We start from the raw sequence: 26,784 nt of genomic DNA on the forward strand, positions 1-26,784 counted from the left end.
CAGTGAAGGAGCACGACGTGGCAACTCTGACCGTGTGGAAGTTCGACACCCCCGACGGCGCGGAACGCGCCGAGGACGCGCTGGAGGCCCTGGAGAAGCAGGAGCTCGTCCACATCCTCGACGCCGCGACCGTCTCGTGGGAGGAGGGCAAGAAGAAGCCGAAGACCCGCCAGTCCCGGCTCACCATGACCACCGGGATCCTCGGCGGCGTGTTCTGGGGCCTGCTGTTCGGGATCATCTTCTTCATCCCGATCATCGGCCTCGTCATCGGTGTCGCCTCGGGTGCCCTGGCGGCCTCGCTCACCGACGTGGGCATCGACGAGGACTTCATCAAGACGGTCCGGGAGAAGGTCACCCCGGGCACCTCGGCGTTGTTCGTCCTCACGTCGGGTGAGGTGCTCGACCGCATCCACAACTCGCTGCGCGAGCAGGGCATCCACGGCGAGCTCGTCGAGACCAACCTCTCCGCCGACCAGGAGGCCAACCTGCGGTCCATGCTGCAGGAGGAGGACGCCTGACCCTCACGGACCACGGCGGGGGGACCGGGTTCGGCCCGGTTCCCCCGCCAACGTCGTGACCGGCCTACGCAGGCGCGACCCACCTCAGAGGACCAGCTCCGGCTGGAGCCGCGACGGGGACCAGACCTTGTGACGGTGCGCCGCGTACGTCGTGGCGAGGATCCCGCCGAGGAAGACCGCGGCCAGCACGCCGATGTCGCGCGCCACGGTCGCCAGGTCCCCGCCGTACAGGGTCTGCCGAAGGCCCTCGACGGTGTAGGACATCGGCAGCATCCGGTGCAGCGAGCGCAGCGGCTCCGGGATCGTCTGCCACGGGAACGTGCCGCCCGCGGTCACCAGCTGGACGAGCATGAGGACCAGCCCGAGGAACTCCCCCACGGCGCCGAGCCAGACGTTGAGCGCCTGGAGGACCGCGACGAAGGCGGCCGACGCGAGCAGGAGGATGAGCACGGTGCCCGCCGCGTACACCGGGGTGATGTCGAGCGCGAACGCCACCACGGCGAACATGAGGGCGACCTGCCCGACGCCGATGAGGGCGGGCGTGGCCCATCCCCCCAGGGCCGTCTGCCACGCCGGGGCGTCCGCGGCCAAGGAGCGCGTGGACATCGGCTTGACGAGGAGGAAGAGCACGTAGCCACCGATCCACGCGGCCAGGGACATGAAGAAGGGCGCGAGGCCCGCGCCGTAGCTGCCGGCCCGGGCCAGGGTGTCCTTGTCCACCGTCACCGGGTTGCCGAGGGTCCGCGCGGTCGCCTCCCGGGTCTCCTCGTCGAGGTCGGGGATCCGGCCCAGCCCCTCCTGCAGGCCGCTGTTGAGCTCGGCCAGCCCGGACTGCAGCTCGGTGGTGCCGTCCCGCAGCGTCACGCTGCTCCGCGCGAGCTCCGCGGCCCCCTCCGAGACCTCCGCGGTCCCCGACGCCAGCGTGCCGAGGTCCCTCGCCACGGTGCCCGCGCCCGCCTCGAGCTCGGCCGACCCGGACGCGAGCTCGCTCCCCCCGGAGGCGGCGGTGCCGATGCCCTGGACGAGCTCCGGCGTGGCCGCGGCGAGCGTGCCGGCACCGGCGGCCACCTCCGACGCGCCCGCGTTGAGCGCGTCGAGCCGGCCCGCCGCCCCCTCGACCGCCCCGGCCGCGGTGCCGGCCACCTCGCGGGCGTCGTCGAGCACCGTCGTGATCGCCGCCCCCTCCTGCGCCGTGAGGGTCCCGTCCGCCACGAGCGCCGCGACCCGCGCCTCGAGGTCCGCCCGGGCGGCGTCGACGCGCGTCACCACGTCCCGCGCCACCGCGGCGGCGTCGTCCCCGACGGCGGCCACCTCGGCGGTCCCGCCGGCGACCTCCCGCGCCCCGTCGGCGAGCTCGCGCGTCTGGGCCGGCAGCTCGCGCGTCCGGCTGCGCAGGGTGTCCAGGCCCGACGCGAGCGACGCGGCCCCCTCGGCGAGCCGGGCCGTGGAGCTGGACAGCTCCCCGGCGCCGGAGGACAGCCGCGCCGCGCCGTTCGCTGCCTCTGCCGCGCCGGAGGCGAGCTGGTCGGTGCCCGTGACGAGCTCGGTCGTCCCGCTGGAGAGCTGGCTGGCGCCGTCGACCAGCCGGGTGGTGCCCTCGACGGCGGTGGCGAGGTCGGAGTGGACGGTGGCAAAGCCCTGGAGGAAGGTGTCGGCCGCCTTCGTGCCGACCTCCTCGGCGAGCGTGTCGCGCACCTCGCCGACGATGGTGTCGGAGATGGTCGTCGAGAGGTAGTTGTTGGCGTCGTTCGTCACCAGCGTGAGGCTCGCCTGCCTCGGCTGGTACTTCTCCACCGAGACGAGGTCCTGCGAGAAGCTCGGGCCGATGATGAGGGCGGAGTCGAACCGGCCGGACCGCACCCCCGCCTCCGCGTCGGCCCGGGTGGTCTCCACCCAGCCGAAGCCGCCGTCCCCGTCGAGGAGGCGCTCGGCGACCTCTTTGCCGTAGTCGACGTCCTGCGTGGTGCCGTCCGTCGGGTCCTCGCTGGTGGCGCCGCGGTCCTCGACCACCAGCGCCGCGGGGACCTCCCCGAGCCGGCCGTAGGGGTCCTCGTTGGCGAAGAGGTACAGGCCCGAGTAGAGCGAGGGGATGAGGATCATCGCGAGGAGGGCGAGCCGGGGCATGGTCCCGGCGGTGAGGCGGCGCAGCTCCGTGCCCACCAGGCGGATGGCGATCACCGGTCGGCCTCCTTCGGGGAGTCGGTGGCCCGTCGGCGGCGTCGGCGGCCGCGTGGGGCGGGGGCGGCGTGGGCGCCGTCGAAGAGGCGCGTGGGGTCGGTGAGCTCGACCTCCGACTCGGCACGCGCGGGCGGGGCGGGCGCCGTCGCTGGGGCGGGCGCCGTCGGCGGGGTGAGGCGGATCGCCTCGACGGGGGCGGCCCGGCGGGACCCCTCCCCCTCGGGCACGGGCACGCTCGCCCCCAGGTCCCGGGCCGCCGACGGCGTGCACTGGACGAGGACGCCGTAGCCGCGGGAGGCGAGCTCCTGGGCCAGGGACCACCAGCTGGCGGGCGCGCCGCCGTGCCGGTCCGGGAGCGTGAGCACGAGGAACCGGACGTCCGGCCGCTCGGTGGCCAGGGAGGCGAGGAGCTCGGTGCGCACCGCCCCGTGGACCGCGTCCATGCGCTCGCTCTCCTGCGGGCGCATGGCCCGCCGGCCGAGCCACTCGGTCGCCGCGCGGTGGCTGGCCGGGCGGTGCGCGAACGCGAGCCCCTCGGCGACGACGGTGCCCACGGGAACCGGGTCGTCCGGCTCGGTGATCCCGGGCAGGTCGACGACGGCGCTCACCTCCCGCAGCCGGGCGGGCTCGGTGCTCGTCGTCCCGTCGTCCTCCACGAGCACGACGGTCCCGGTGAAGGGCGCCAGCCGGCCGGTGGCCACGAGGGCCAGCGCGGTGTGGCCCTGCCAGGGGTCACCGGCGACGAGCACGCACTCCCCCGTGCTCACCTCGAGGTGGTCGATCTCCAGCATCGGCTCTCGCCGCCCGAGCACCTGGACGTCGTCCACCGTGATCCGCACGCCGTCACCCCCGCCCCCGTGGGAGGTCGGCCGCCGCACCCGCGTGGGGCGCCCACGCCGGTCCCGTCCCCGTCCGCGGGCGGAAGGCGAGCTGGAACCCGCCCTCGATCTCGACGCGGCGCACCCGGACCTCGTAGACCGGCTCGAGGATGTCGGGGACGAGGACCTCGTCGGGCGTGCCGGCCGCCCGCACCTGCCCGTCCTCGAGCAGGACCACCTCGTCGCAGTACACCGCGGCGAGGTTGAGGTCGTGGAGCACGACGACGACGGTCGTGCCCAGGCCGCGGACGAGGTCGAGCACCTCGTGCTGGTACCGGACGTCGAGGTGGTTGGTCGGCTCGTCCAGGAGCAGGTGGCCGGCGGCCTGCGCCAGGGCCCGGGCGACGAGGACCCGTTGCCTCTCCCCGCCCGACAGCCCGGCGAAGGGCCGGCCGGCGAGGTGGATGGCCCCGACGCGCTCCAGCGCGTCAGCGGCGATGTCGAGGTCGTCCGCCGTCGTCTGGGCGAAGGAGCCGCGGTGCGGGGTCCGGCCCAGCAGGACGAGGTCGGCGACCGTCACGGGCAGGTCCCCGCCGTGCTCCTGCACGACGACGGCGATGCGGCGGGCGAGCTCGCGGGTGGACAACCGGGCGACGTCGTCGTCGTCGATGCTCACCGTCCCGCTCTCCGGGCGCAGCGAGCCGTACAGGGTCCGCAGGAGCGTCGTCTTGCCGCTGCCGTTCGGGCCGAGCAGCCCCAGCACCTTGCCGTCGCGGGCGGTGATGCCGACGTCGCGCAGGACGGGCGCGCTGCCGTAGCGGAAGCACACGCCCCGGACCTCGATCACGGCGTCGTCCCGGTGCCGAAGCGCTCGACGATCCGCTCGAGCCCCACCACGGACAACGGGGTGGGCGGCTCGGTGAAGTTGAAGAGCTGGACGAGGATGTTGCCCTCGCGCACGGCGGTCATCCCGGACGCCCCCGGGAGCGAGGTGACGGCGTCCTCGACGAGCTGGGGGTCGCCGTCGCCGTAGAGGAGGACGAGCACGTCGGGGTTGCGGCCGATGAGCTCCTCCCGGGTCACCTCGAAGACCCGGTCCTCGACGTCGCCGAAGACGTTCGTGAGGCCCGCGGCCTCCAGCTGGGGGTGGGCCATGCTGCCGGTCCCGTAGGCGTAGGTGACGCCCCCGCCGACGGTCGGGTAGAGCACGGCCGCGGTGCGGGTCCCGGCGGCGCCGTCCGTGGTGGCGGCGACGGCGTCCACCCGCTCGCGCAGGTCGACCACGGCCCGCGCCGCCTCGTCGGTGCGGTCGAAGACCGTCCCGTAGAACTGCATCTGCGCGTACACGTCGTCGAAGCTCACGGCCGGCAGGCCCGCGTCGCACATCGCCGGCTCCTCGAGGAGCGCGATGCCCGCGGACGCGAGCGTCTGCCGGTCGAGGTTGTCCACCCCGCCGAGGACGACGTCCGGGCGCTGCGCGATGACCACCTCCCGGGAGATCTGCAGGTGCCCCGCCGTGTCGGTCTTGTCCGTGAGCAGGGGGATCTCGTCGACCTCGGCGAGCGTCGGCTCGTCGTAGTACTCCGCGGGGTACTGACCCGCGCGCGCGACCACCCGGTCGAGGACGCCCAGCTCGTGGAGGAACGGGACCGCCGCGCTCGACAGGAGCACCACCCGCTCCGGAGGCCGGTCGAAGGTGACCTCCGCCCCGCAGTTCGTCACGGTGAGCGGGCCGTCCCCCGGCTGCGGGTCGGCACCGACGCCGGCGCCGCCTCCCGCCCCGCACGCGGCGAGCACGAGGAGGGCGGCGAGACCGCTGACGGCCGGCAGGATGGGAGAACCCCTCACGGTGGCGCCCTTCTTCAGGTGAGCGTGATCGAGTACTGGGTACGGACGAGGTGCAGGAGCAGCGGGGCCCCCACGAGCGCGGTGACGATGCCGATGGGCAGCTCCTGGGGTGCCATGACGAGGCGGGAGAGCAGGTCCCCCCACAGCAGCAGGGTCGCGCCGAGCAGGGCGCTCACCGGCACCACCCAGCGGTGCCCGACGCCGACCACGCGCCGCGCCAGGTGCGGGACCACCAGCCCGACGAAGCCGATGCTCCCGCTGGCGGCGACGAGCACCCCGACGGCGAGCGCCACAAGCACGAGCAGGCGGGTCCGGAACGCGGCGGGCGAGATGCCCAGCGTCCGGGCGGTCTCGTCGCCGATGGCCAGGGCGTCCAGCCCGGGCGCCCACCAGTACAGCGCCACGCAGGTCACCGCGACGACGACCACCACCACGAGCAGGGAGGGGCCCCACTGGGCGAGGGCGAGCGAGCCCAGGAGCCAGAACATCACGGACCGGGCGCCCTCGGCCGAGCCGGAGGCGAAGATGAGGAAGCTCGTCGCCGCCGAGAGGGCGTACCCGACGGCCACGCCCGCCAGGAGCAGGCGCACCGACGTCACGGTGCCGGCGGTCCGGGCGACCGCGAAGACCAGGAGCGAGGCCGCGAGCGCCCCGATGAACGCGCTGCCCGAGAGGGCGTACTCCCCCAGGCCCAGGCCGACGCCGAAGAGGATGGCGGCCGCCGCGCCGCACGACGCCCCGGAGTTGATCCCCAGGACGTAGGGGTCCGCGAGCATGTTCCTCGTCATGGCCTGCAACGCCGTGCCGCACACGGCGAGCCCGGCCCCGACCGCGAGCGCGAGGACCACCCGGGGAGCGCGCACCGACCACACGATCGCCTCCTGGTCGGGCACCCAGGTCACCGGCCCCGGCCAGCTGAGGACGGCGTGGGCGAGGATCCGCGTGACGGTCGCCGGTGGGACGTACACCGCCCCCACGGCGATGGCGATGATCGCGGTGACGACGGTGAGGACCGCGAGGACGGCGAGGACGAGCCCGTTGCGCCGGGCCCGCGCGCGCACCCCGAGGCGGTCGCCGGGATCGGGCGGAGCCGTCGTCGGGGCGACCAGCTCGGCGTCCCGGCTCATGCGCGCCGGAGCGGGCGGATCGCGGAGGCGACGACGAGCATGACCCACGTCGTGAGGATGTAGGGCCAGGTGTAGTGCGGGGCGTCGGTGAGGTCGGTCATCACCAGGGTGATGACGGCCGTGATGGCGGCGCCGAGCGCGGCGTAGAGCCAGGACGCGGCGGAGCTGCGCAGGAACGTCACGCTGAGGGCGATCGCCGTGAGCACGCCGGAGTACCCGGCGAGCCCCTCGGTGATGGTCGCCGCGCTCTCCCCCAGTGCGAGGGCGCACAGGCTGCCGATGACGCTGCCCATGACCGCGGCGAGGCCGACCTGCCAGGAGGCGACGAAGAGCCCGAGGAGGATGAGCGCCCCGGCCCACACGCTGTTGACGAGCACGACCTCCGAGACGTTCGTCAGCAGCGACTCGAGGAAGCCCTTTGCCGTCACCCCGTGGACGTGCGCCGGGTCGGAGCTCACGTGGAGCGACATGGTGAGGGCGTAGATGATCCCGGTGACGGTGCAGAACGGCGCCGTCGTCGACGGCAGGTGGAACCGCCGGAGTGCCGGGGTGGCGAACAGCCACCCGAAGAACCAGGTCGCCGGCCCACAGGCGATGCCGCCGACGACGGTGAGCCCCCAGGACCATCCCTGGGCCCCCATCGCGGCGAAGACTCCCGCACCGACGAGCGTGCCGTTGAACCCTTGCATGCCCGACAGCACGTTGTCCCGGCCCACCTTCATGAGAGCGCCGGTCACTGTCGAGGCCACGGCTCCGAGGGCCGCGAGCAGGGCCATGCGCCAGTCGGCGATGACGAAGGCGCCGAGGACGGCAACCCCGGTCCAGACATTCTTCTGGAAGAAGATCTGGGACGGCCCGTGGAGGAAGGCGCCGATCGGGTTCACCGCCCCGGTGCTGTCCGCCGGCGTGGTCGAGGCATTGGTCGCTGACATGGGCTTCTCCTTCGGGTGCCGGGGCTCGCGCGGGTCGCCGTGCCGTGTGCCGTGCCGGGTCAGACCTTGCGGATGGCGGGGGCGTCGCGGCCGGTGAGGCGTCGGCGCAGGGCCCGCCACGCCGTCGTGGTCGCCGCCGCGACCAGCCGCGCGTCGTCGCCGACGATCCGCACCCAGGACCCGACGTCACCGGGCAGGGCGCTCACGCCGAGCGCCATCGCGTCGCCGTACGTGGGCGCGAGCGCGGCGTGCAGGAGATCCCCGAGCTCCGTGGCCGAGGCGTGCGGGGTGAGCACGTAGAGCGTGGACAGCACGTCCCGGTCGCCGAGGACGGCTAGCCCGCCGGTGTCACCGCCGTCGGGGGTGAGCCGGACCCGGTCCAGGGTGATGACGGCGCCGTCGGGGCGGCTCACCTCGAAGTCGGAGGCGAGGACGGCGTACTGGTGGCGCTCGTCGCGGGCGAGGCGCCCCGCGATCACCGTCTCCCCGGCGATGAGGGTCGCCGACTCGGGCAGCGTCACGGCGGTGCGCTGGTAGAGCCGGGACTGGGCGAACGGGATGATCGGGTCGGGCAGGTACTCGACGTAGGCGTCCTCGCCGAGGGAGATGTTCGTCTGGGCGACGGCGTAGTCGTGCTCCATCTTGAGGACCTTGGTGTAGGCCGACGTCGTGATGTAGGCCGAGGTCCCGGGCCCGAAGAGGAGGTCGGTGCGCAGCCGGTCCGCCTGGAGGATGCCCCCGCCGGTCGACATGATGTACGTGTAGGGCATGTCGGGCCGCGCCGGGTCGTAGTACAGCGGGTACATGATCTGGAGCGGGGACTTCTGGTAGCGGTGGACCAGCTCGGTCCGCTCCCCCCGGCGGGCGAACTCGAGCTCGAGCATGCCCACCTTCGCGGGGCTCCCCACGGGGAGCGTGTCCGGCACGGAGGAGTGCCGGGCGACCTCGTGCGGGACCCGCTCGGGCTCGTAGTGCGCCGGCTGGAGGCGGTAGCCGCCGTAGCCGGTCACCGGCAGCGACCCGGCCGGCGCGGCCGCCTCGACGTCCGGCACGAGGTCGGTGCTCACGGCACCAGCGCGTCGGCGCGACGCTGCCAGACGGCGAGGATCTCGTCCTGGAGCCGGTCGAGGCCCTCCCCGGTGAGCGAGTTGGTGAGGACGACGGGCTTGCCGTCCCGCACCCGCAGGGCGTCGGACTCCATGACGTCGAGGTTCGTCCGGACGTACTGCGCGATGTCGATCTTGTTGATGACGAGGATGTCGGAGTCGGTGATCCCCGGGCCCCGCTTGCGGGGCATCTTCTCCCCCTCGGAGGTGTCGAGGACGAAGACGAAGACGTCCGCGAGCGCCGGCGAGTACGTGAGGGTGAGGTTGTCCCCGCCCGACTCGTACACCAGCGTGTCGACGTCGGGGAACTTCTCGAGCATCTCCGCCCCGGCCGCGAGGTTCATCGTGGGGTCGTCGCGGACCGCGGTGTGCGGGCACGCGCCGGTCTCCACGCCCACGACGCGCTCCGGGTCGAGGATGCCCGCGAGCTCACGGCGCACGTGCTGGGCGTCCTCCTGGGTGTAGATGTCGTTGGTGATGACGGCAGGGGTCCGCCCGGCAGCCAGCAGCCGCGGGACCAGGGCCTCGGCCAGGGCCGTCTTGCCGGACCCGACGGGGCCGCCGATGCCGATCCTCAGGACGTTCTCGCTCATTCGAATCCCTCGTTGCTCTCGTCGTTGGTGCGCGCTCAGCTGGCGAACAGCCGGGCTTCCGCGCGCTCGTGCTGGGCCGACATGACGTCGGCCAGGGGGACGGACCCGCCCATGTCCTCCAGGTCCCGGGCGACGGCGTCCGCCGCGGCTGCGGCGATGACCGGTCCCAGGGCGTGGAGGACCACCTGGACGTGGCGGTGGTCGGACAGGCGCAGCCTCAGGGCCGCGCCGAGGAAGCTCACGGCGAACGCGGACATGTCGGAGGCGACCGCCTGCACGGTGCCCACGCCGGCCGCCGCGTAGGCGACGGCCGTGGCCACCGGCTGGCAGCCCGGCGTCTCCTTCGCCTTGACGCTGCGCGCCCACTCCTCCAGGGCCGGCCCGCCGATGGCCTCGCGGGCGATGTCGGTGAGCTGGTGGCCGCTGCGGACCGACGCCCGGCGCATCTCGGCGTTGAGCTTCGAGGCGTGGAGGAGCTGGTCGACCAGGCGGACGCGCCGCCAGTCGCCGACGGCGGCCGCCTCGTGGGCCCGGGCGAGCGCCGTGGCGTCGCCCGGACCCACCGAGTGCAGCAAGAGCCCCCGCAGCAGCCCCTCGACGCCCCCCTGCCTCACCAGGCGCGCCTGGCTGTAGCCCTCCAGCCCGTGCGACATCGTGTAGAAGCCGCTCGGGAACGCGGAGTCGGAGAGCTGCAGGCTGACGAGGAGGCTCCTCGTGTCGGGGGTGCTCATGGCGACCTCAGGTGAGGAAGAACAGCTGTGTCAGGGGCAGCGACTGGGCCGGCTCGATGTGCGCCGGCACGCCGTCCAGCGTCACCTTGTACGTCTCCGGGTCGACCGCCACGACGGGCGTGCGGTCGTTGCGCACGAGGTGGCTCTTGCCCAGCTGACGCGTCCGGCGCACCGGCAGCACCTGGCTGCGCAGCCCGAGCATCTCCGGCACGCCGTCGTCGATCGCCGCCTGGGACATGAACGTCACGCGGGTGCTCTGCAGCGTCTTGCCGTACATCCCGAACATCGGGCGGTAGAAGACCGGCTGCGGGGTGGGCAGGGAGGCGTTCGGCTCCCCCATGAGCGCCCAGCTGATGACGCCGCCCTTGAGGACCATCTTCGGCTTGGCGCCGAACGAGCCGATGGGCCACAGGACGATGTCGGCGATCTTGCCCGTCTCGAGCGAGCCGATGTAGTCGGAGATGCCGCAGGTGATCGCCGGGTTGATCGTCACCTTCGCGAGGTAGCGCAGCACCCGGAAGTTGTCGTTGCCCGGGGCGTCCTCGGGCAGCTTGCCGCGCTTGTCCTTGTTGTGGTGGGCGGTCTGGAACGCGCGCATCACCGACTCCCCGATGCGGCCCATGGCCTGGGAGTCGGAGGAGAACATCGAGATGACCCCCTCGTCCTGGAGCACCGTCTCCGCCGAGATGGTCTCGGCGCGCACGCGGGAGTCGGCGAAGGCGACGTCCTCGGGGATGTCGTGCGAGAGGTGGTGGCAGACCATGACCATGTCGAGGAGCTCGTCGACGGAGTTCACCGTGTACGGCAGCGTCGGGTTGGTCGAGGACGGCAGGACGTTGGGGTAGCTCGCCAGCCGCATGATGTCCGGCGCGTGGCCACCGCCCGCCCCCTCCGTGTGGAAGGTGTGGATGGTGCGGCCGTTGATCGCGGAGACGGTGTCCTCGACGAACCCCGCCTCGTTGAGGCTGTCGGTGTGGACGGCGACCTGCACGTCGTACTCGTCGGCGACGGAGAGCGCGTTGCTCAGCGCGGCCGGCGTCGTCCCGAAGTCCTCGTGGACCTTGAGGCCACCCGCCCCCGCGCGGATCTGCTCGATGATCGGCTGCGGCAGGGAGCCATTGCCCTTGCCGTAGAAGCCCATGCTCACCGGCATGTCCTCGGCGGCCTCGAGCATCCGGTGGAGGTACCAGACGCCGGGCGTGGTGGTGACGCCGTTCGTCGCGTCGCTGGGTCCGGTGCCGCCGCCGAAGAGGGTGGTGATCCCGTTGGCGAGGGCGGTGACGCCCTGCTGCGGGGAGATGTAGTGGACGTGGGGGTCGATCGCGCCCGCAGTGACGATGAGGTGCTCGCCCGCGATGATCTCCGTGCCGGTCCCGACGACGAGCCGTGGGTCCACGCCGCTCTGCAGGTGCGGGTTGCCCGACTTGCCGATGCCGGCGATCTTGCCGTCCTTGACGCCGATGTCGCCCTTGAGGACGCCGAGGACGGGGTCGAGGATGACCGCGTTGGTGATGACGAGGTCGAGCACGCCCTGGGTGCGGGTGATGTTCGGGTCCGCGGCCATGCCGTCGCGGGCGGTCTTGCCGCCGCCGTAGACCACCTCGTCGCCGTAGTGCCCCTCGTTGTAGTCCTTCTCGATCTCGATGACGAGGTTCGTGTCGCCGAGCTGGACCTTGTCCCCGACGGTCGGGCCGAACAGGTCGGTGTACTGCTTGCGCGTGATGATGGCCATCAGTGGCCCCCCTCGGTGGTGGTGTCGGTGGCCGACGGCTGCGCGGTGCCGGACTTGAAGCCCCGGTCCTTCATGCGGCGCATCGCCTCGGTCCGGGTCTGCTCGGCGTCGAGCCCGCCGTTGACGAGGCCGTTGAAGCCGATGAGGCGCCGCCCCCCGGCGTAGGCGGTGAGCGTCACCTCCCGCGTGTCACCGGGCTCGATCCGCACGCCGGTGCCGGCGGGGATGTCGAGGTGCATGCCGTACGCGCGCTCGCGGTCGAAGAGCAGGGCGCGGTTCACCTCGAAGAAGTGGAAGTGCGAGCCGACCTGCACACCGCGGTCGCCGGTGTTGGTGACCGCCAACGTCACGGTGGGCCGGCCGGCGTTGATCTCGATGTCGTCACCGGTGTGGTCGTAGCTGGGGCTGCCTAGCATCGTTCTTCCCTCCGCGTGCTGGGTCGTGGTCGTGGGTCGTGCTCCGCCACCGGCGGGACGCCGATGGTGGGGGCCGTCACGTGCTGTCGACGAGGTCGGCGGCGCGGGCGTGGGTGTGCGGGTGGTCGTGCGGGTGCTCGTGCGGGTGCGGGTGCTCCCCGTCCAGCCCGTGCGAGTGGGCGTAGCCGTGGCCGTGGTCGGCGAGGAGCCCGGTCGCGATCCCGTCGTCCCCGTGACCGAGGCGGTGCACCGCTGCCGTGAGCCGCTGGTGGACGACCTGCGCGGCCGCCCGCTCGGACATCAGCGGGCCGTAGAAGGTCACGCCCGGCAGGGCGTCGACCTCCGGGCAGGTACGGGCGAACCCCGCCGGGACCACCACGAGGACGTCGGACCCGAGCGCCTGGGAGCGCCGCACCGCGCGCTCCAGGTCGGCCGGCTCGGCGATGCACGCGGGCTCGATCTCGGTCCCGGTGCCGTAGGTGCGCACGAGGTGGGCGACGCGATGGAGCTCGGCGTCGTCGAAGGGGTTGGCCGCACGCGCCGCGATGACGAGCCCGGCCCCCGGTTGGTGCGCGGCGGTCTGCGTCGCTGCGCGACGGAGCAGCGCGACGAGGTGGTCGATCGTGCCGAACGCGTCGCCGAGGACGAGCCGGCCCGGTCCGTGCTGCGACCGAAGCCAGCGGAGCGTCTTGGCCGTGTCGGCCACCATGACCGGGTCACGCCCCCATGTCATGGGGAGCACCACCACCGGAGCCCCCTGCTCCCCCGTGCTCAGCAGGGCGCTCACGCGGTTGTGGAGGGAGCGGCCCGGCGAGGTGACCACGGCGCCGGGAAGGGCGTCGAGGTAGGGCGACAGGTCGGCGCCCTCCGCGCTCTCGTGCCCGCCGACGAGCACCAGGTGGGGCGACGCCCGCTCCGCCGGCGGCATCGCTCAGGCCGCCACGGGGTCGTGGCACGAGACGAGCTTGCTGCCGTCCGGGAACGTCGCCTCCACCTGAAGGAGGGAGACGCGCTCGCGGACGCCGGGCATGCAGTCCGCCACGGCGACGACGTGGCGGCCCAGCTCCATGCACTCCGCGACGGACTTGCCGTCGCGGGCGGCCTCGATGATGGCCTCGCAGACCAGGGCCTGGACCTCGCTCACGTTGAGCTTCGTCCCTCGGGCCTTGCGCCGCCTGGCGAGCTCGGCGACCTGGTAGATGTAGAGCTTCTCGATTTCCCGTGGCGTGAGGTCCATAGCCGCGTCAGCCCTTTCCAGAATTGTGACGGACACGCCCGGGGCGTCCCGGCGTGGCTGGCCTTATCCACACTACCGACCGCCGATTGGGCCGCAACCGCTCGGAACGTCCACCCGGGCGCCGCGATGATCATTCTGCGCATCCGGAAAGATCAGTCCCGGCTGCGGCGCAAAGATCATTCTTGCCTCGCACATGGCACCATTCCGCGCTACGTCCATGATCATTCCAGTCGCGCGTCGGAGATCATTGTCGCGCCGCGCTGACAATGCGCACGACCCATTTCCTCGGGAGTGCCGACACCGGTCGCGCAGCACGGGTGGGTCGGGCGTAGGGTCCCGACATGAGACCGGTGCCACCCCGACGCCGCTGGACGCGTCCGACACCCCAGAAGGAGGGTCGATGACCACCTCGACCCGGCCCGCGTACCTGCGGGGCGCGAACATCGGCCTCGTCATCCTCGGCGGCATCGTCGGCGTGGCGCTCCGCGAGGGCCTCTCGCTCACCATCCCGGCGGTGGACCGGGTGCCCGTCGTCATCCCGGTCGTCAACGTCCTCGGCGCCTTCATCCTCGGCTTTCTCTACGAGGCACTCACCCGCCTCAAGCCCGACGCGGACGTCGTCAGCCGGCTCAAGCTCCTCATCGGGACGGGCTTCTGCGGAGGCCTGACGACCTACAGCTCGCTGGCCACCGACACCGCCGTCCTCATCGACGACACGCGTTACGACGTCGCCGCGCTCTACGCGCTCGGCACGGTGGTGGTGGGCGCGCTCGCCACGTTCCTCGGCATCGTCGCGGCGACGAAGCTGCACGCGCCGGACGATCGGAAGGTGGCGTCATGACGCTGGGTGAGTTCGCGCTCCTCATCATCGCCGGCGGCGTCGGCGCGGGGGTGCGCTACGTCGTCGACGGCGCGATCAAGGCGCGGACCACCTCGGCGTTCCCGTGGTCGACCTCGATCATCAACATGTCGGGCTCGCTCCTCCTTGGCATCCTCACCGGGCTCCTCGCCAGCCGCATCGCCTCCACGGAGGTCGGCGCCATCATCGGCACCGGCTTCCTCGGCGGCTACACGACCTTCAGCACAGCCAGCTACGAGGCCGTCCAGCTGGTCCGGGAGAAGAAGTACGGCACCGCATTCGCCTACGGCGTCGGGATCCTCGTGGTCTCCATCGCCCTGGCGTACGCGGGTTACCGGTGGGGTGCGTCGGTCTAAGGCGACGGAGATCTCAACGGTGCCGTGGTGATCATTTTTCCGGTCGGCAGGATGGTCATTCCGCGAAGCCCCGTGACCGCGCGGCGCCGGTCCGCGATGATCAATTCCGTCCGGTCCCCGACGACGGCTGCGACGATAACGCCACGGGGAGCACAATTCGTCCGCGTGGTTAGGCTTATCACGTGGACACGCTGTGGCTGATTCTCGGAATGATCGTTCTGCTCGGGACGCTCCTCGACGTATTTCTCACGGCCCTCAACTATGACGAGTCCGGATATCTCGCCGGGCCCGTGGCGCGGCTCCAGTGGCGCGCGCTGCGCCGGGTGACCCGGCGGCTGCCGCGACGCTGGCGCCCGGTCGCGCTTCGCCAGGTGACCGGGCTGCAGATCATCCTCATCGTCATCGTGTGGATCTTCGGCGTCGTGCTCGGCTACGGCCTCATCTACCTCAGCCGGATGACGCCGAAGGCGTTCTCCGTCTCCGGCACCGGCTCTACTCTCGACTTCTTCGACGCCATGTACTTCAGCGCGGCGCAGCTCGCGACGGTGGGTGGCTCGGCGCTCACCGCCGAGACGGACCTCCTGCGCTTCCTCAGCATCGCGGAGTCGCTCACCGGTGTCGTGCTCATCTCGCTCATCCTCACCTTCCTGCTCGGGGTCTACGACGTCATCGGCAACCTCAACACCCTGTGCACCCAGTTCTTCACGGCCGAGCGCGGCGCCGGGTCCCCCGTGGCGAGCCTCGCGCCGTACTTCCGCCGCGGCGAGCCCGACGAGCTCGACGGCCACCTCGACTCCGTCTCGGACGCCTTCGCCTCCTACTCCGACGGTCTGCGCCTGCACCACGCCGCGTACTACTTCCAGAGCGGCCGGGACCAGTTCGCCCTGCCCTACGCCCTGCGTATGACCGGCGGCACGCTCGGCGCGCTGCGATGGGGGCTGCCGAGCGGGCATCCCGCCACCGCCTCCCCCGCGCTCCCCACGCTCACCTTCCAGTTCCTCGAGCTCGGCGACTACCTCCAGGCCAAGCTCGGCTGGACCAGCGTCGACGTCCCCGAGGTCGTGAGCGCCGGCGTGTTCGCCCAGCAGGCCGGTGACGGCGCGCACGGACGCCGGGACGAGTGGGTCGCCCGGTTCGTCGAGCTGGAGCGCGAGATGGCCGCCCTCGCCGGCGGCGTCCGGTCCGACCCCGACGACTCCTACCGGCGCTACACCCAGTGGCTGCCCTTCGCCTACCGGGCCCAGCAGATCACCCTCGCCGTCAGCCGTGACCTCGACTACCAGCCGCTCATCGTCACCGACGCCCCGGTGTCCCTGCTCCACCCCGAGGACGCCCTCGCCCTGGAGAGTGTGGAGGAGGACCTGCGTGGCCCGGCCTCCGTGGACACCGGGGGCGCCCCGCAGGGGCGGGTCTCGCGGTGGCGGACGTTCGCCGCCGCGCACCTCACGCAGGTCGACCCCGGGCAGGCGCGCCTGCGCGCAGCGGCGCGTGCCCTCATCGGCGCGGTGGCCGCCGTCGCCACCGTCTACCTCCTCCTCGACCGGCTCGGCGAGCGCGCGCTGGAGCCGGCGATCTTCGCCGGCTTCGTCGCCATGCTCAGCACGGGAATCGCCGTCGACCGGACGGTGCGCGGGCGCCGGCTCACGAGCGTCCTCGTCCTCCTCCCCATCGCGGTGGTCGTCCTCCTCGGCGGGCTCCTGTCGGACCGGCCAGGGTGGATGGGCGTGGTCCTCGTCGTCGTCGCGCTCGTGGGCGTGGGCATCGGGCGGTTCGGGCCGCGCTGGGCGGCCCTCGGCCGTGTGACGTTCATGGCCTACTACTTCGCGCTGATCCTGCGCCTCGAGCTCAGCGACGTCGGGCTCTTCATACTGGCCGCGGTCGTCGGTGCCGTGTGGGCCTACCTCGTCCACTACGTGGTCCTCCCCGACCGGCCGCGCGCGGTGCTGCGCGGGGGCGTCGAGGGGTTCAGCGAGGGGCTCGCCGACGCGATGGACGCGCTCGTCGACGCCGTCTCCTGGGCCCGGTGGGACCCCGACGTCCGCCGGCGGGTGGCCGCCCACACGAAGCAGATGCACCGGGGCGCGGCGCTGCTCGTCGGCCAGCTCCGCGACACCGACAGCACCGGCATGGACCCGGCGCGAGGCGCGGAGATCCGCCTGCGGGTGTTCGACACCGAGCTCGCCGCGGTCCGGCTCATGGACACGGCACGCGCGGTCACCGGCACCACCCTCCCGCTCGAGCTGCGGGCCCGGCTCGCGGGCCGGCTCGAGCTGCTGCAGGCCCACCTGCGCGCCATCGCCCGGCGGCCGGTGGGCGGGTCCTCCGGCGACGAGGGGCTGTCCCTCGCCCCCTGGCACCCCGTGCGGCCGCCGGTGGACTGGCCGCCGCAGGCCCGGGCCCTCTCCCGCGCTGTCGACGAGATGCACCGCGCGGCGGGCGTGCTGCGCGACGCCGAGATCGCCGGCCTCGATCCTCACGCGCCGCCGCTCGCCGTCGTCGACCCCGCCGATGCGGGCGACGCCGTGGACCTCGACGACCTCGTCGCTCCGGCGGACCCGCCCGCCGGCAGCCCGGGGAGGGCGACGGCGTCCCTGTCGCAGCCCACCCGTCGCGCGGTCCAGGCCGCCGTCGCGACCGGCGTGGCCCTCGGCGTCGGTGACGCGGTGTCCGCCAGCCACCAGTACTGGGCGACACTCGCGGCCTACCAGGTGCTCGGCGGCACCGACGGCGAGACCTTCGTCAAGGCGACCCAGCGCATCGCCGGCACGGTCGCGGGGGCCGTCGTCGGCTTCGCGCTCGCCATCGGCACCGGCGGATCGCCCGCCGTCCTCATGCCGGTGCTCGCCATCGCGGTGTTCGCATCGACCTACTTCCGGGGGGCGTCGGCCGTGGCCTCGACCTTCTGGACGACGATGATCTTCGCCGTCATCTACGAGTTCCTCGGCCGACTGACGACGCTCGCGCTGGAGATCCGGGTGCTCGAGACCCTCTTCGGGGCGGTGGTTGCCCTGCTCGTCGCCCGCTGGGTGTTCCCCACGCACACGCGCACCAAGCTCAGCACGGACATGGCCACCCTGGTGGGGGACGTCTCGGTGGTGGTCGCCGGGAACCTCGAGCGGCTCGCCGGCAACGACCGCGTCTCCCCGCCGGCGATCTACCAGCGGCTCCTCGTGATGAACCAGCACGCCCGCGCGGTCAACACGACGGCGGCGCCCCTGCGGCGGTCCGCCGGGGCGCTGGAGCCCGGCGGCATCGAGGCCCAGCTCACCGCCGCGTGGTCGCTGGCCTACTACACCCGTCACCTCACCCACGCGGTCGACCGCGTGGCCGGCGCGGAGGCGACGGACCAGGACTGGGCGCGACTGCGCGGGATCATCGGCGGCAACCTCGCTGCCCTCACGGCGGCGCTCGACGACCGGCTTCCCGGCCCGGTCCAGGAGGACCTCGGCCTGCGCGACGACGCGCTGGGGACGGCGACGCGGCTCGAGGAGAGCGTCCTGCGCCTGCTCGAGCGGATCAACCAGACGGTGGTCCTGCTCCTCACCGACGTCTCGCCGGGGGCCGTCACCCGGGAGACGGCGCCCATCTGACCCCTGGGAGCGGGGGAACCCGCGCTCCCCCGCCCCTGGCGCGTCGGCGGCTCAGGCGTCCTCCTCCTGCAGCATGGTGCGCAGGTTCGCCTCCTGGTCGGCCGAGAGGTTCGTCTCGATGAGCTCGCCGCGGATCCCCTGCTCGCGCAGCGAGGCGTGGACCCGGTCGAGCACCTCACCCGACGTGAGCACGAAGAGCGCCGAGGTCCCCGGCGTCACCTGCTCCCGCACCTGCCTGATGAAGTCGTCGTCGATGCCGACGTCGGTGAGTGCGCCGGCGAGCGCCCCGGAGGCGGCGCCGATGACCAGGCCGATGATGGGGACGAAGAAGATCACCCCGAACAGCAGGCCCCAGAACATCCCGCCGAGGACGCCCACGCTGAGCATGCTGTTGGCCTGGCGGGTCTTCGGCTTCTTCTTGCCCTCCTCCCACGAGACGGTCGCCGCGTCGAGGACCTGGATGAGCTCCTGCTTCTGCAGGGACTCCAGGGCCTGCTCGGCCTGCGTCGCGCCGTCGGGGGTATCGAACTTCCACACGGTCAGGGTGGCCACGTCGTGCTCCTTCACTCGTCATGATGGATCGGCACGCTCACCGCACCCGCCATTGGGCGCGGCACGACCGACGATAAGCCGGTCGGGTGTGACCCGCGACACAGGCCGCGGCGGCTCCCTCAGCGCGAGACTGGGCCGGGCGCCGCCTCGTCGATGGCGATGAGATCCTCGATCGTCGGCTCCCACGCACCGGCCGCGGCGTTGGCGTGGACCTGCTCCGGGCGCCGGGCCCCGGCGATGACCGAGGCCACCCCCGGCTGGGCGGCCAGGCCACCGATGGCCACGTCGAGGAGCGTGACGCCGCACCGGTCCGCGAGGGCCTGCAGCGCCTCGATGCGGTCGAAGTCGGCCACCGCCAGCCGTTCCGGCCGCCTCGCGAGGCGAGTGTCGGGCCGGGCCGGCTCCCCGCGGCGGTACTTGCCCGTGAGGAGGCCCGACGCCAGCGGGAAGTACGGGAGGATCCCCACCCCGACGTGCTCGGCGGCGGGGACGAGGTCCGCCTCGATCCCCCGGGACAGCAGCGAGTACTCGTTCTGCGCGGAGATGAACGGCGTGGTGCCGGCTGCCCGCGCGGACCAGTCCGCGTCGACGACCTGCCAGCCGGTGAAGTTCGAGCAGCCGATGTAGCGCACCTTGCCCTCGGCGACCAGCTCGTCGAGGGCGCCCAGCGTCTCCTCGATGGGGGTGCGGTGGTCCGGGCGGTGCATCTGGTAGAGGTCGATGTGGTCGGTGCCGAGCCGGCGCAACGACCCCTCGACGGCGCGGCGGAGGTACCGGCGGGAGCCGCGTACGCCCCAGTCGGGGCCGTTGAGGCCCTTCGTGTCCATCCCGAACTTCGTCGCCACGACGACGTCGTCCCGGCGCCCGGCGAGGGCCCGGCCCAGGAGCTCCTCGCCCTGGCCGGGGACCCCGCCATAGACGTCGGCCGTGTCGAAGAGGGTGATCCCCGCCTCGAGCGCGGCGTCGACCACCGCGCCGACGTCGTCGGGGGCCACCGTGGTCCCAAAACTGTTGCAGCCCAGGCCTACTGCTGAGACCGTGAGACCGCTGGTACCCAGCTGCCGGTATGTCATCTCGCTCACATCGGCCAGCCTAAACCGGGATGACGGCGCCGATCTCCGGAAAACACGGACCCGGGGACGGAACACGACGGACCCCTACCGCGTTGTGCCCGGTAGAGCACGACGACGGCTGCGCCGACGGTGCACCACCGAGGGAACACGAGGGAGACATCATGGCGGATCGATCACTGCGCGGGATGAAGATCGGCGCGAACAGCCTGGAGTCGGAGTCGGGCGTCGACTTCGCGCCGCGGGCCGAGGCGTTCTACGACTGCCCCAACGGCCACACCATGGTGCTGCCGTTCTCGCTGGACGCGGACATCCCGCCGCTGTGGGAGTGCCGCTGCGGTGAGGAGGCCCTGCTGCGCAACGCCAGCCGGCCGGAGCCGACCAAGCCCGTCAAGGCGCCCCGTACTCACTGGGACATGCTGCTCGAGCGGCGCAGCGTCGCCGAGCTGGAGGTGCTCCTCGAGGAGCGCCTCGAGCTGCTGCGCAGCGGCCAGCTGCGCCGTCGTAGCGCCTGACCTCCCCCGAACGGCCCGCAGGCACCGCCTGCGGGCCGTTCGTCGTCCCAGGGTCCGTCAGCGCCGGTCAGCGCGGGTGCGCCGGCCGGGCAGGAGGCGGGCCACCTGCCGGCCGCGGTGCGCCAGGCCCCAGGTCGTGGTGCGGACCAGCGCCTCGGTGACGATGCGCTGACTCATCTTGGAGGTCCCCTCCGTGCGCTCGACGAAGCTGATGGGCACCTCGACGATGCGCCCGCCGAGGCGGTGGACGCGCCAGGTCATGTCCACCTGGAAGCAGTAGCCCTGCGACTCGATCTCCCCAAGCGGCAGGCGGGCCAGGGTGCTCGCGCGGTACACGCGGAAGCCCCCGGTGGCGTCCCCCACCGGCAGGCCGAGCATGAGGCGCACGTAGAGGTTGCCCCCGCGTGAGAGCACCTCGCGGTGCTTGGGCCAGTTGACCACCTCGCCGCCGTCGACCCAGCGGGAGCCGAGGACGAGGTCCGGGGCGTCGGGCTGTGCCGCCCGGGCGAGCAGCGCGGGCAGCTGCTCGGGACGGTGCGACCCGTCGGCGTCCATCTCGACGATGAGCTCGTACCCCCGCTCGAGCGCCCAGCCGAACCCGGCGACGTACGCCCGTCCGAGGCCCTCCTTGCCGGGCCGGTGCAGGACGTGGATGTGGTCGTCCGCCGCGGCGGCCTCGTCGGCGAGGTCACCCGTCCCGTCCGGGCTGTTGTCGTCGGCAACGAGGATGTCCGCGTCGGGGACCGCCTCCCGGGTGCGGCGCAGGGCCGCCGGCAGGGTCGCGCGCTCGTTGTACGTGGGAATGATGACCAGCGTCCTCATCGACTGCTCCTGCCCTGTCGCGCGCGGCGCGCGGAGACGGTGCTCGCGACTCCCCCGAGGACGGTGAGCACGGCCACAACACCGGCCACGATAGCGGGGCCGGGGCCGAGCCGGTCCGCGAGGGTGAGGCTGGTGCGCAGCGGCACGTCCACCACGAACTGCTCGGCGGTGAACAGCCCGCCGGTGTCCGTGATCACGCCGTTGGGGGCGATCATCCCGCTGACCCCGACGGTGGAGATCTGCAGGGTGGCGCGGCCGTGCTCGACGGCGCGCAGGACGGACATCGCCAGCTGCTGCGTGGACTCCTGGGTGTAGCCGAAGGAGGCGTTGTTCGTCGGCACCACGAGCACCTCGCCGCCGGCGAGCACGGCGTCCCGCACCAGCGAGTCGTAGGCCACCTCGAAGCAGATGGCCACGGCCAGCTGGACCACGCGGTCGAGCCGCTCGCTGGTGAGCGGGATGGCGCCGGTCTCCTCGCCCGCCGCCATGTCCGTGGTGACGAGGTCGACGGCGTCGGTGAAGTTCGAGGCGAACTCGCGCATGGGGATGTACTCGCCGAAGGGGGCGGGGTGCTGCTTGGTGTAGACCTCGACCGCGCCCACCCCCGGCTCCCACAGCACGACGTCGTTGTAGCGCAGGTCGTTCTCGTAACGGATCGTCCCCACGAGGATCGGGGCGTCGACGGCCTGCGCGGCCTCCTCGACGAGCCGTGCGGCCTCGACGTCCACGCGCGGGTCGATGTCCGCCGCGTTCTCCGGCCACACGACGAGGTCCAGCTCCCCGGGTGCCACCTCGTCCAGCAGGGCGAGGGTGCCCTCGACGTGGCGCTCGAGGACGTCGCGGCGTACCGCGAAGGCGTCGAGCCCCGGCCCGGGCACGTTGCCCTGGACCGCGCCCACCCGCAGGGTGCCCGCCTCCGCGCGGGTGGGGAGGGGCACGAGCGCGCTCACCCCCACGAGCAGGGCCGCGACCACCAGCGCACCGGCCCCGCGGCCGACCCGCAGGTCCCGCAGGTGGACGAGCGCGATGGCCACGAGCGCCCCGAGCACCACGACCGTGCCGCTGACGAGCGGTGACCCGCCCAGCGCCGCCAGGCGCAGGAGCGGCCCCTCGGTCTGGGAGAAGGCGAGGATGCCCCAGGGGAACCCCCCGAACGGCACCGCCGAGCGCAGCTGCTCCACGGCGACCCACAGCGCCGCCACGGCCACGACGGCGGCCCAGCGCCGGGTGCGGACGAGGGGGGCCCGCCGGGCCCACACCCAGGCGAGGGCGAAGCCCCCGACGAAGAGGGACTCCGCACCGGCCAGGGCCACCCACGGGACGGCGCCGGCGGCCTCCTCGGCCCACCACAGGTGCGGGAAGAAGAACGCGGCGCCCCATGCGGTGCCGAAGAGGAGGGCGCGAGCGCTGCCGGCCCCGCGCAGCGCGAGCAGGAGCAGGGCGACCCCGAGGGGCGCGAGGGCCCACACCGAGCGGGAGGGGAAGGCCGCCTCGGTGACGAGGCCGCCCGCGAGGGCCAGCAGCAGGCCGACGACCCCGGGCGGTGCACCGTCCCGGGGCTCAGGCGTGGGGGGCACGCGACGAGGATACGTCCTCGGCCGCACCTCGACGTGCGCGCGCCGACGGCCGGACGCCCGGCCCCGTGCGGCGACAGCGACCGACCCGCGTGTCCTTCGGACCGGACCGGTTGTCCTAGGACAACCGGCCTCGTTATCTAGTGAACACGCGGGCCTGGCCGCTGTCCGCCGCAGTGTGGTCGGGCGACCCGCCGATCGGTCGAGGACGACCGCGCCGGGGCCGGCCACGCGGGGGTACGAGACGCGAACATACCGGCCACCGACGGCCCGCTCAACCAGCCGAACGCGCAGGTCAGGCGTATGAGCGCAGGTCAGGCGCGGGGTGTCGGAGGTCACATCTCCGGGCCGCGCGGCGTGTCGCGGGGCGTGTCGCGCGGCGTGCCGGGCGTGGCGCCCGCCCGTCCGCGGTCACAGGCTCGACCATGCGACCACCCCGCGCCGCACGAGGTCCATCGCCCGCCGGGCGGTGCGCCGCTCCTCGGCGTCCGGCGCCGCGGTGGAGAGCTGGTCGAGGACGTCGAGGACCTGCTTGCACCAGCGGACGAAGTCCCCGGCACTGAGGTCGCTCCCGGCGAGCACCTGGCGCAGGCTCGCCCCGCTCGCCCACCGGTGCACCGCCCCGACGATGCCGGGGTCCACCGGCTCGGTGGCGGAGATGCCGTGCTCGCGCTCCCGCTCGGTGAGCTCCGCCGAGATCGCCGCGGTGCGGGCGACGGCCTGCGCGAGGACGCCGTGCGCGCCGCCGGCGAGCGGGCCGGGGCCGCGGTCCTCCTCGGTCCGGGAGGAGTACACGAGCGCGGAGACGACCGCCGCCAGCCCGGCCGGGTCGAGGTCCCGCCACGCGCCCCGACGCAGGCACTCCGCGAGGACGAGGTCCTTCTCGGCGTACACCCGCGCCAGCCACCGGCCGCTCGCCGTGACGGCGAGCCCGGTCTCGGGCTCGCCGGGCGCCGGGTTCGCCGACGGCAGGGGTGCCGGCGTGCCCGCCGTGCCGGCGTCGTCCGACCACGGGTCCAGGGGTGCCGCGCTGGCGGCCGGCGGGGCGGGGCTCGCGGCCGGGTCGAGCGCGGGATCCGTCGCCGGGGCGCCGTCGTCGGGGCCGGTGCCCGCCGGGGCCGGGGCGAGGTACCCGAGCTCGACGAGCAGCTCGCACACCCGGTCGAAGTCGCGGGCGATGGACGACGTCCGCGTCTCGATGCGCCGCAGCAACGCCTGGTGCTCCTCCGCCAGGCGGTACCAGCGCACCGCCCACCGCGCGTGCTCCTCACGGTCGGCGCACCCGTGGCACGGGTGGGACCGCAGCCGCCGGCGGAGCGCCTCGACGTCGGCGTCGAGCGCCGGGCTGCTCACGCCCGTCCCGTCGGTGCCGGTCCCGGACAGCCCCGCGGTGAGCGCCGCGCGCAGCGAGGACGCCAGGTCGCGGCGGTCGCCGGGGTTACGCGGGTTGAAGCTCTTGGGCACCTTGACCCGGCCGACGGCGCGGACCCCCGCCGGGACCTCCACCAGGCTGAGCTGGCGCACCCGGGGCTCCTCGGTGAGGACCCGAAGGCGCGGCGTGTCGAGACCGCTGTCGTCGGTGTCGAGGACGACGGCCCACGCGCTGCGGCGCCCGCGGGAGTACTCCACCACGTCGCCGCGCCGCAGCCCGCTCATGGACTCGCCCGCGGCGCGGCGGGCGGCCAGCGACCGGGAGCGCGAGCGCTCCTTCTCGCGTTCGTTGAGCTGCTGGCGGATCGCGGCGTACTCGGTGAAGTCGCCGAGGTGGCACGTCATCGCCTCCGCGTAGCCGGCGAGCGCCTCCTCGTGCTTACGGGCCTGCCGGGCGAGGCCGACGACGCCGCGGTCGGCCTGGAACTGGGCGAAGGAGGTCTCGAGGACCTCCCGGGCGCGGGGGTAGGACAGGGCCCGCAGGAGGTTGACCGCCATGTTGTACGTCGGGTGGAAGCTCGAGCGCAGCGGGTACGTGCGGCGCGACGCGAGGCCCGCCAGGGCCATGGGGTCGATGCCGTCGCTGTAGAGGACGACGGCATGCCCCTCGACGTCGATCCCGCGCCGGCCGGCGCGCCCGGTGAGCTGGGTGTACTCCCCCGGCGTCAGGGTGGCGTGCGTGCTGCCGTTCCACTTGTCGAGCTTCTCCAGGACCACCGAGCGCGCGGGCATGTTGACGCCGAGGGCGAGCGTCTCGGTCGCGTACACCACCTTGACGAGGCCGGCGCTGAAGAGGGTCTCGACGGTCTCCTTGAACACCGGCAGCATGCCGGCGTGGTGCGCGGCGATCCCGCGCTGCAGGGCGTAGGACCAGGCGTCGAACCCGAGGACGCCCAGGTCCTCGACGGGCAGGCCCGCGGACCGCTCGTCGATCACCCGGCGGATGGTGGCGGCCTCCTCGGCGGTGGTGAGCCGGATCCCGGACTCCACGGTCTGCTGGACCGCCGCCTCGCACTGTGCCCGGGAGAAGATGAAGACGATCGCGGGGAGCAGGCCCTCCTCGTCGAGGCGGTCGACGACGACGGACCGGCGCGGCGGGCGCACCGCCGACCCCAGGCGCGCCGCCGGACCACGCGTGCCCGGCCGCCCGCGCCCACGACCCCCCGGCCCACCGGGGCCCCCGGAGCGCTGGGCGCGGCGGACCGCCTCGACGAGCTCAGCGCTGATCGGCGGGTCGGTACCGGGGTTGGTCGGGTCGACCCGGGCGCTGTAGAGGTCGAGGATCTCCGACCGGACCATGACGTGCTGCCACAGCGGCACGGGCCGCTGCTCGGAGACCACGACGGCGGTCTCGCCGCGGACCATCGACAGCCAGCTGCCGAACTCCTCGGCGTTGGACACGGTGGCGGACAGGGAGACGAGCCGGACGTCCTCGGCGAGGTGGAGGATGACCTCCTCCCAGACCGGGCCGCGGAAGCGGTCCGCGAGGTAGTGGACCTCATCCATGACGACGTAGCCGAGGTCGACGAGCGTGTCCGAGCGCGCGTAGATCATGTTGCGCAGCACCTCGGTGGTCATGACGACCACCGGGGCCTCGCCGTTGATCGTCGTGTCGCCGGTGAGCAGGCCGACGGCGTCGGCGCCGTGCACGGCAACGAGGTCGAGGTACTTCTGGTTGCTCAGCGCCTTGATGGGCGTGGTGTAGAACGCCTTGCGGTTCGACTGCAGGCCGAGGTGGACGGCGAACTCGCCGACGACGGTCTTGCCCGCGCCGGTGGGGGCCGCCACGAGGACGCTGCTGCCGGCCTCGAGCGCCTCGCACGCCTGCTGCTGGAAGTCGTCGAGCGGGAAGTCGAGGCGGGCGGCGAAGCGGGCCAGCTCGCTGCGTTCCGCCTTGGCGCGGCGGCGGGAGGCGGCGTAGCGCTCGGCGGGTGAGCTCATGGGCCGAGCCTACGATCGATCACCGACACCCGCGGCCCCGGTCCGCGGCCGTCCGGCGCCAGGCGTCAGGCCTCGGCGGCGCGGGCCGCGCGGGCCGCGCGGGCGTCGGCCCGGCGGTCGTGCTGCGCGGCGATCCCCACCGCGAGGAAGTACAGCCCGCAGATCGGCAGGGCCAGCAGGATCATCGTCCACGGGTCCGGCGTCGGGCTGGCGAAGGCCGCGAAGGTGAAGATCGCCAGCACCGCCCAGCGCCAGCCCGCGAGCAGCGTCTTCGCGCGGACCACGCCGAGGAAGTTGAGCAGGACCATGACGAGCGGGACGAGGAACGCGATCCCGAACGCGAGGATGACCCGCATGAAGAAGCGCATGTACTCGGTCGCCGGCATGTAGTTGAGCGCGCCCTCGGGGGTGAACTCGGTGAGCAGCCGCACCGCGTTGGGCAGGATGAGCCACGCCAGGCCCGCCCCGGCCAGGAACAGCGGGATCCCGACGCCGACGAAGGCGACGGCGTAGCGCCGCTCGGCCGACGTGAGGCCCGGGTTGAGGAACGCCCAGATCTGGTAGAGCCACCACGGGCAGGCACCGAAGACCCCGAGCCACAGCGACACGCGGATCTTCATGTCGAACGCGGCCGCCGGGGTGGCGAACGTCAGGGCCGCCTCCTGGCCGTGCTCGTTGAGCTCGAGCACCGGCTGCTGCATGGCGTCGAAGACGGGTTCGTAGAAGATCCAGCCCACGACCGCGGCGACGGCAATGCCGAGGAGGGCGAGGAGGAACCGTTTGCGCAGCTCGCGCAGGTGCGCCAGGAGGGGCATGCGCCCCTCGGGGTCACGCCGGC

General features: G+C 73.2%; 24 protein-coding genes. 5 read left to right on the forward strand and 19 right to left on the reverse strand.

Annotated elements, in window-relative coordinates; genetic code table 11:
- Positions 1-17 precede the first annotated feature (17 nt).
- A complete protein-coding gene (locus EBO36_RS07615) occupies positions 18-518 on the forward strand; it encodes a DUF1269 domain-containing protein (RefSeq protein ID WP_122825521.1) in 501 nt (166 codons plus the stop codon).
- Positions 519-602: 84 nt separating this feature from the next.
- Here the strand turns inward: EBO36_RS07615 and EBO36_RS07620 are convergent, their stop codons facing one another.
- The 13 genes from EBO36_RS07620 to ureA all read right to left on the reverse strand — a co-directional run bounded on the left by EBO36_RS07620 (position 603) and on the right by ureA (position 13,236).
- On the reverse strand, positions 603-2,696 hold the full coding sequence (locus EBO36_RS07620) for a YhgE/Pip domain-containing protein (protein ID WP_122824085.1): 2,094 nt from the start codon (positions 2,694-2,696) through the stop codon (positions 603-605).
- Positions 2,693-3,535: a hypothetical protein gene (locus EBO36_RS07625; RefSeq protein WP_164471404.1), complete on the reverse strand. Its 843-nt coding sequence runs from the start codon at positions 3,533-3,535 to the stop codon at positions 2,693-2,695. The genes EBO36_RS07620 and EBO36_RS07625 overlap by 4 nt, the downstream gene beginning before the upstream one ends.
- Before the next feature lie 4 nt (positions 3,536-3,539).
- Entirely contained in the window at positions 3,540-4,361 is an 822-nt protein-coding gene (locus EBO36_RS07630) for an ABC transporter ATP-binding protein (protein WP_122824087.1), read from the reverse strand.
- On the reverse strand, positions 4,358-5,362 hold the full coding sequence (locus tag EBO36_RS07635) for an ABC transporter substrate-binding protein (RefSeq protein ID WP_241236959.1): 1,005 nt from the start codon (positions 5,360-5,362) through the stop codon (positions 4,358-4,360). The genes EBO36_RS07630 and EBO36_RS07635 overlap by 4 nt, the downstream gene beginning before the upstream one ends.
- A 14-nt stretch (positions 5,363-5,376) precedes the next feature.
- Positions 5,377-6,489: a FecCD family ABC transporter permease gene (locus tag EBO36_RS07640; protein WP_122824088.1), complete on the reverse strand. Its 1,113-nt coding sequence runs from the start codon at positions 6,487-6,489 to the stop codon at positions 5,377-5,379.
- The gene (locus EBO36_RS07645; RefSeq protein WP_122824089.1) at positions 6,486-7,421 is read right to left on the reverse strand and encodes an urea transporter; all 936 of its coding nucleotides are present in this window, start codon (positions 7,419-7,421) and stop codon (positions 6,486-6,488) included. Before EBO36_RS07645 ends, EBO36_RS07640 begins: the two co-directional genes overlap by 4 nt.
- Before the next feature lie 59 nt (positions 7,422-7,480).
- On the reverse strand, positions 7,481-8,488 hold the full coding sequence (locus tag EBO36_RS07650) for an urease accessory protein UreD (protein WP_222928696.1): 1,008 nt from the start codon (positions 8,486-8,488) through the stop codon (positions 7,481-7,483).
- Positions 8,485-9,120 carry an urease accessory protein UreG gene (gene ureG / locus EBO36_RS07655; RefSeq protein ID WP_122824090.1) on the reverse strand — a complete coding sequence of 212 codons (636 nt, stop codon included), beginning with the start codon at positions 9,118-9,120 and terminating at the stop codon, positions 8,485-8,487. The genes EBO36_RS07650 and ureG overlap by 4 nt, the downstream gene beginning before the upstream one ends.
- Positions 9,121-9,155: 35 nt before the next feature.
- The gene (locus tag EBO36_RS07660; protein ID WP_122824091.1) at positions 9,156-9,851 is read right to left on the reverse strand and encodes an urease accessory protein UreF; all 696 of its coding nucleotides are present in this window, start codon (positions 9,849-9,851) and stop codon (positions 9,156-9,158) included.
- 7 nt (positions 9,852-9,858) lie between these two features.
- Positions 9,859-11,583 carry an urease subunit alpha gene (gene ureC / locus EBO36_RS07665; RefSeq protein WP_122824092.1) on the reverse strand — a complete coding sequence of 575 codons (1,725 nt, stop codon included), beginning with the start codon at positions 11,581-11,583 and terminating at the stop codon, positions 9,859-9,861.
- Positions 11,583-11,999: an urease subunit beta gene (locus EBO36_RS07670; protein WP_122824093.1), complete on the reverse strand. Its 417-nt coding sequence runs from the start codon at positions 11,997-11,999 to the stop codon at positions 11,583-11,585. The genes ureC and EBO36_RS07670 overlap by 1 nt, the downstream gene beginning before the upstream one ends.
- A gap of 76 nt (positions 12,000-12,075) precedes the next feature.
- Entirely contained in the window at positions 12,076-12,927 is an 852-nt protein-coding gene (locus EBO36_RS07675; protein WP_122824094.1) for a sirohydrochlorin chelatase family protein, read from the reverse strand.
- A gap of 3 nt (positions 12,928-12,930) precedes the next feature.
- On the reverse strand, positions 12,931-13,236 hold the full coding sequence (gene ureA / locus EBO36_RS07680) for an urease subunit gamma (protein WP_122824095.1): 306 nt from the start codon (positions 13,234-13,236) through the stop codon (positions 12,931-12,933).
- Positions 13,237-13,636: 400 nt separating this feature from the next.
- Here ureA and EBO36_RS07685 point away from each other — a divergent pair, with 400 nt between their 5' ends.
- The 3 genes from EBO36_RS07685 (at position 13,637) to EBO36_RS07695 (ending at position 18,041) form a co-directional block, all read left to right on the forward strand.
- Complete coding sequence (locus EBO36_RS07685) at positions 13,637-14,077, forward strand: fluoride efflux transporter FluC (RefSeq protein ID WP_122824096.1); 441 nt, start codon at positions 13,637-13,639, stop codon at positions 14,075-14,077.
- On the forward strand, positions 14,074-14,451 hold the full coding sequence (gene crcB / locus EBO36_RS07690; protein ID WP_122824097.1) for a fluoride efflux transporter CrcB: 378 nt from the start codon (positions 14,074-14,076) through the stop codon (positions 14,449-14,451). Before EBO36_RS07685 ends, crcB begins: the two co-directional genes overlap by 4 nt.
- A gap of 182 nt (positions 14,452-14,633) precedes the next feature.
- Entirely contained in the window at positions 14,634-18,041 is a 3,408-nt protein-coding gene (locus EBO36_RS07695; RefSeq protein ID WP_164471405.1) for an FUSC family protein, read from the forward strand.
- 51 nt (positions 18,042-18,092) lie between these two features.
- Here the strand turns inward: EBO36_RS07695 and EBO36_RS07700 are convergent, their stop codons facing one another.
- Complete coding sequence (locus EBO36_RS07700; protein WP_122825524.1) at positions 18,093-18,593, reverse strand: DUF1269 domain-containing protein; 501 nt, start codon at positions 18,591-18,593, stop codon at positions 18,093-18,095.
- A 119-nt stretch (positions 18,594-18,712) separates the two neighbouring features.
- Positions 18,713-19,666 (reverse strand): aldo/keto reductase, encoded by a 954-nt coding sequence (locus tag EBO36_RS07705; RefSeq protein ID WP_187695867.1) that lies wholly within the window; start codon positions 19,664-19,666, stop codon positions 18,713-18,715.
- A gap of 161 nt (positions 19,667-19,827) precedes the next feature.
- Between EBO36_RS07705 and EBO36_RS07710 the strand changes: the two genes are divergently transcribed.
- On the forward strand, positions 19,828-20,178 hold the full coding sequence (locus EBO36_RS07710) for an RNA polymerase-binding protein RbpA (protein ID WP_122824100.1): 351 nt from the start codon (positions 19,828-19,830) through the stop codon (positions 20,176-20,178).
- Between the two features lie 57 nt (positions 20,179-20,235).
- On the opposite strand, the gene EBO36_RS07715 is transcribed toward EBO36_RS07710, so the two are convergent.
- The 4 genes from EBO36_RS07715 to tatC form a co-directional block, all read right to left on the reverse strand.
- Complete coding sequence (locus tag EBO36_RS07715; RefSeq protein ID WP_122824101.1) at positions 20,236-21,000, reverse strand: polyprenol monophosphomannose synthase; 765 nt, start codon at positions 20,998-21,000, stop codon at positions 20,236-20,238.
- Positions 20,997-22,577: an apolipoprotein N-acyltransferase gene (gene lnt, locus EBO36_RS07720; protein ID WP_122824102.1), complete on the reverse strand. Its 1,581-nt coding sequence runs from the start codon at positions 22,575-22,577 to the stop codon at positions 20,997-20,999. The genes EBO36_RS07715 and lnt overlap by 4 nt, the downstream gene beginning before the upstream one ends.
- Positions 22,578-22,985: 408 nt before the next feature.
- Complete coding sequence (locus EBO36_RS07725; RefSeq protein WP_122824103.1) at positions 22,986-25,946, reverse strand: DEAD/DEAH box helicase; 2,961 nt, start codon at positions 25,944-25,946, stop codon at positions 22,986-22,988.
- A gap of 65 nt (positions 25,947-26,011) precedes the next feature.
- On the reverse strand, positions 26,012-26,761 hold the full coding sequence (tatC, locus tag EBO36_RS07730; protein ID WP_122825525.1) for a twin-arginine translocase subunit TatC: 750 nt from the start codon (positions 26,759-26,761) through the stop codon (positions 26,012-26,014).
- Positions 26,762-26,784 lie beyond the last annotated feature (23 nt).

It is taken from the genome of Georgenia faecalis (genome assembly GCF_003710105.1).
In the GTDB taxonomy this organism is placed as follows: Bacteria; Actinomycetota; Actinomycetes; order Actinomycetales; family Actinomycetaceae; genus Georgenia_A; species Georgenia_A faecalis.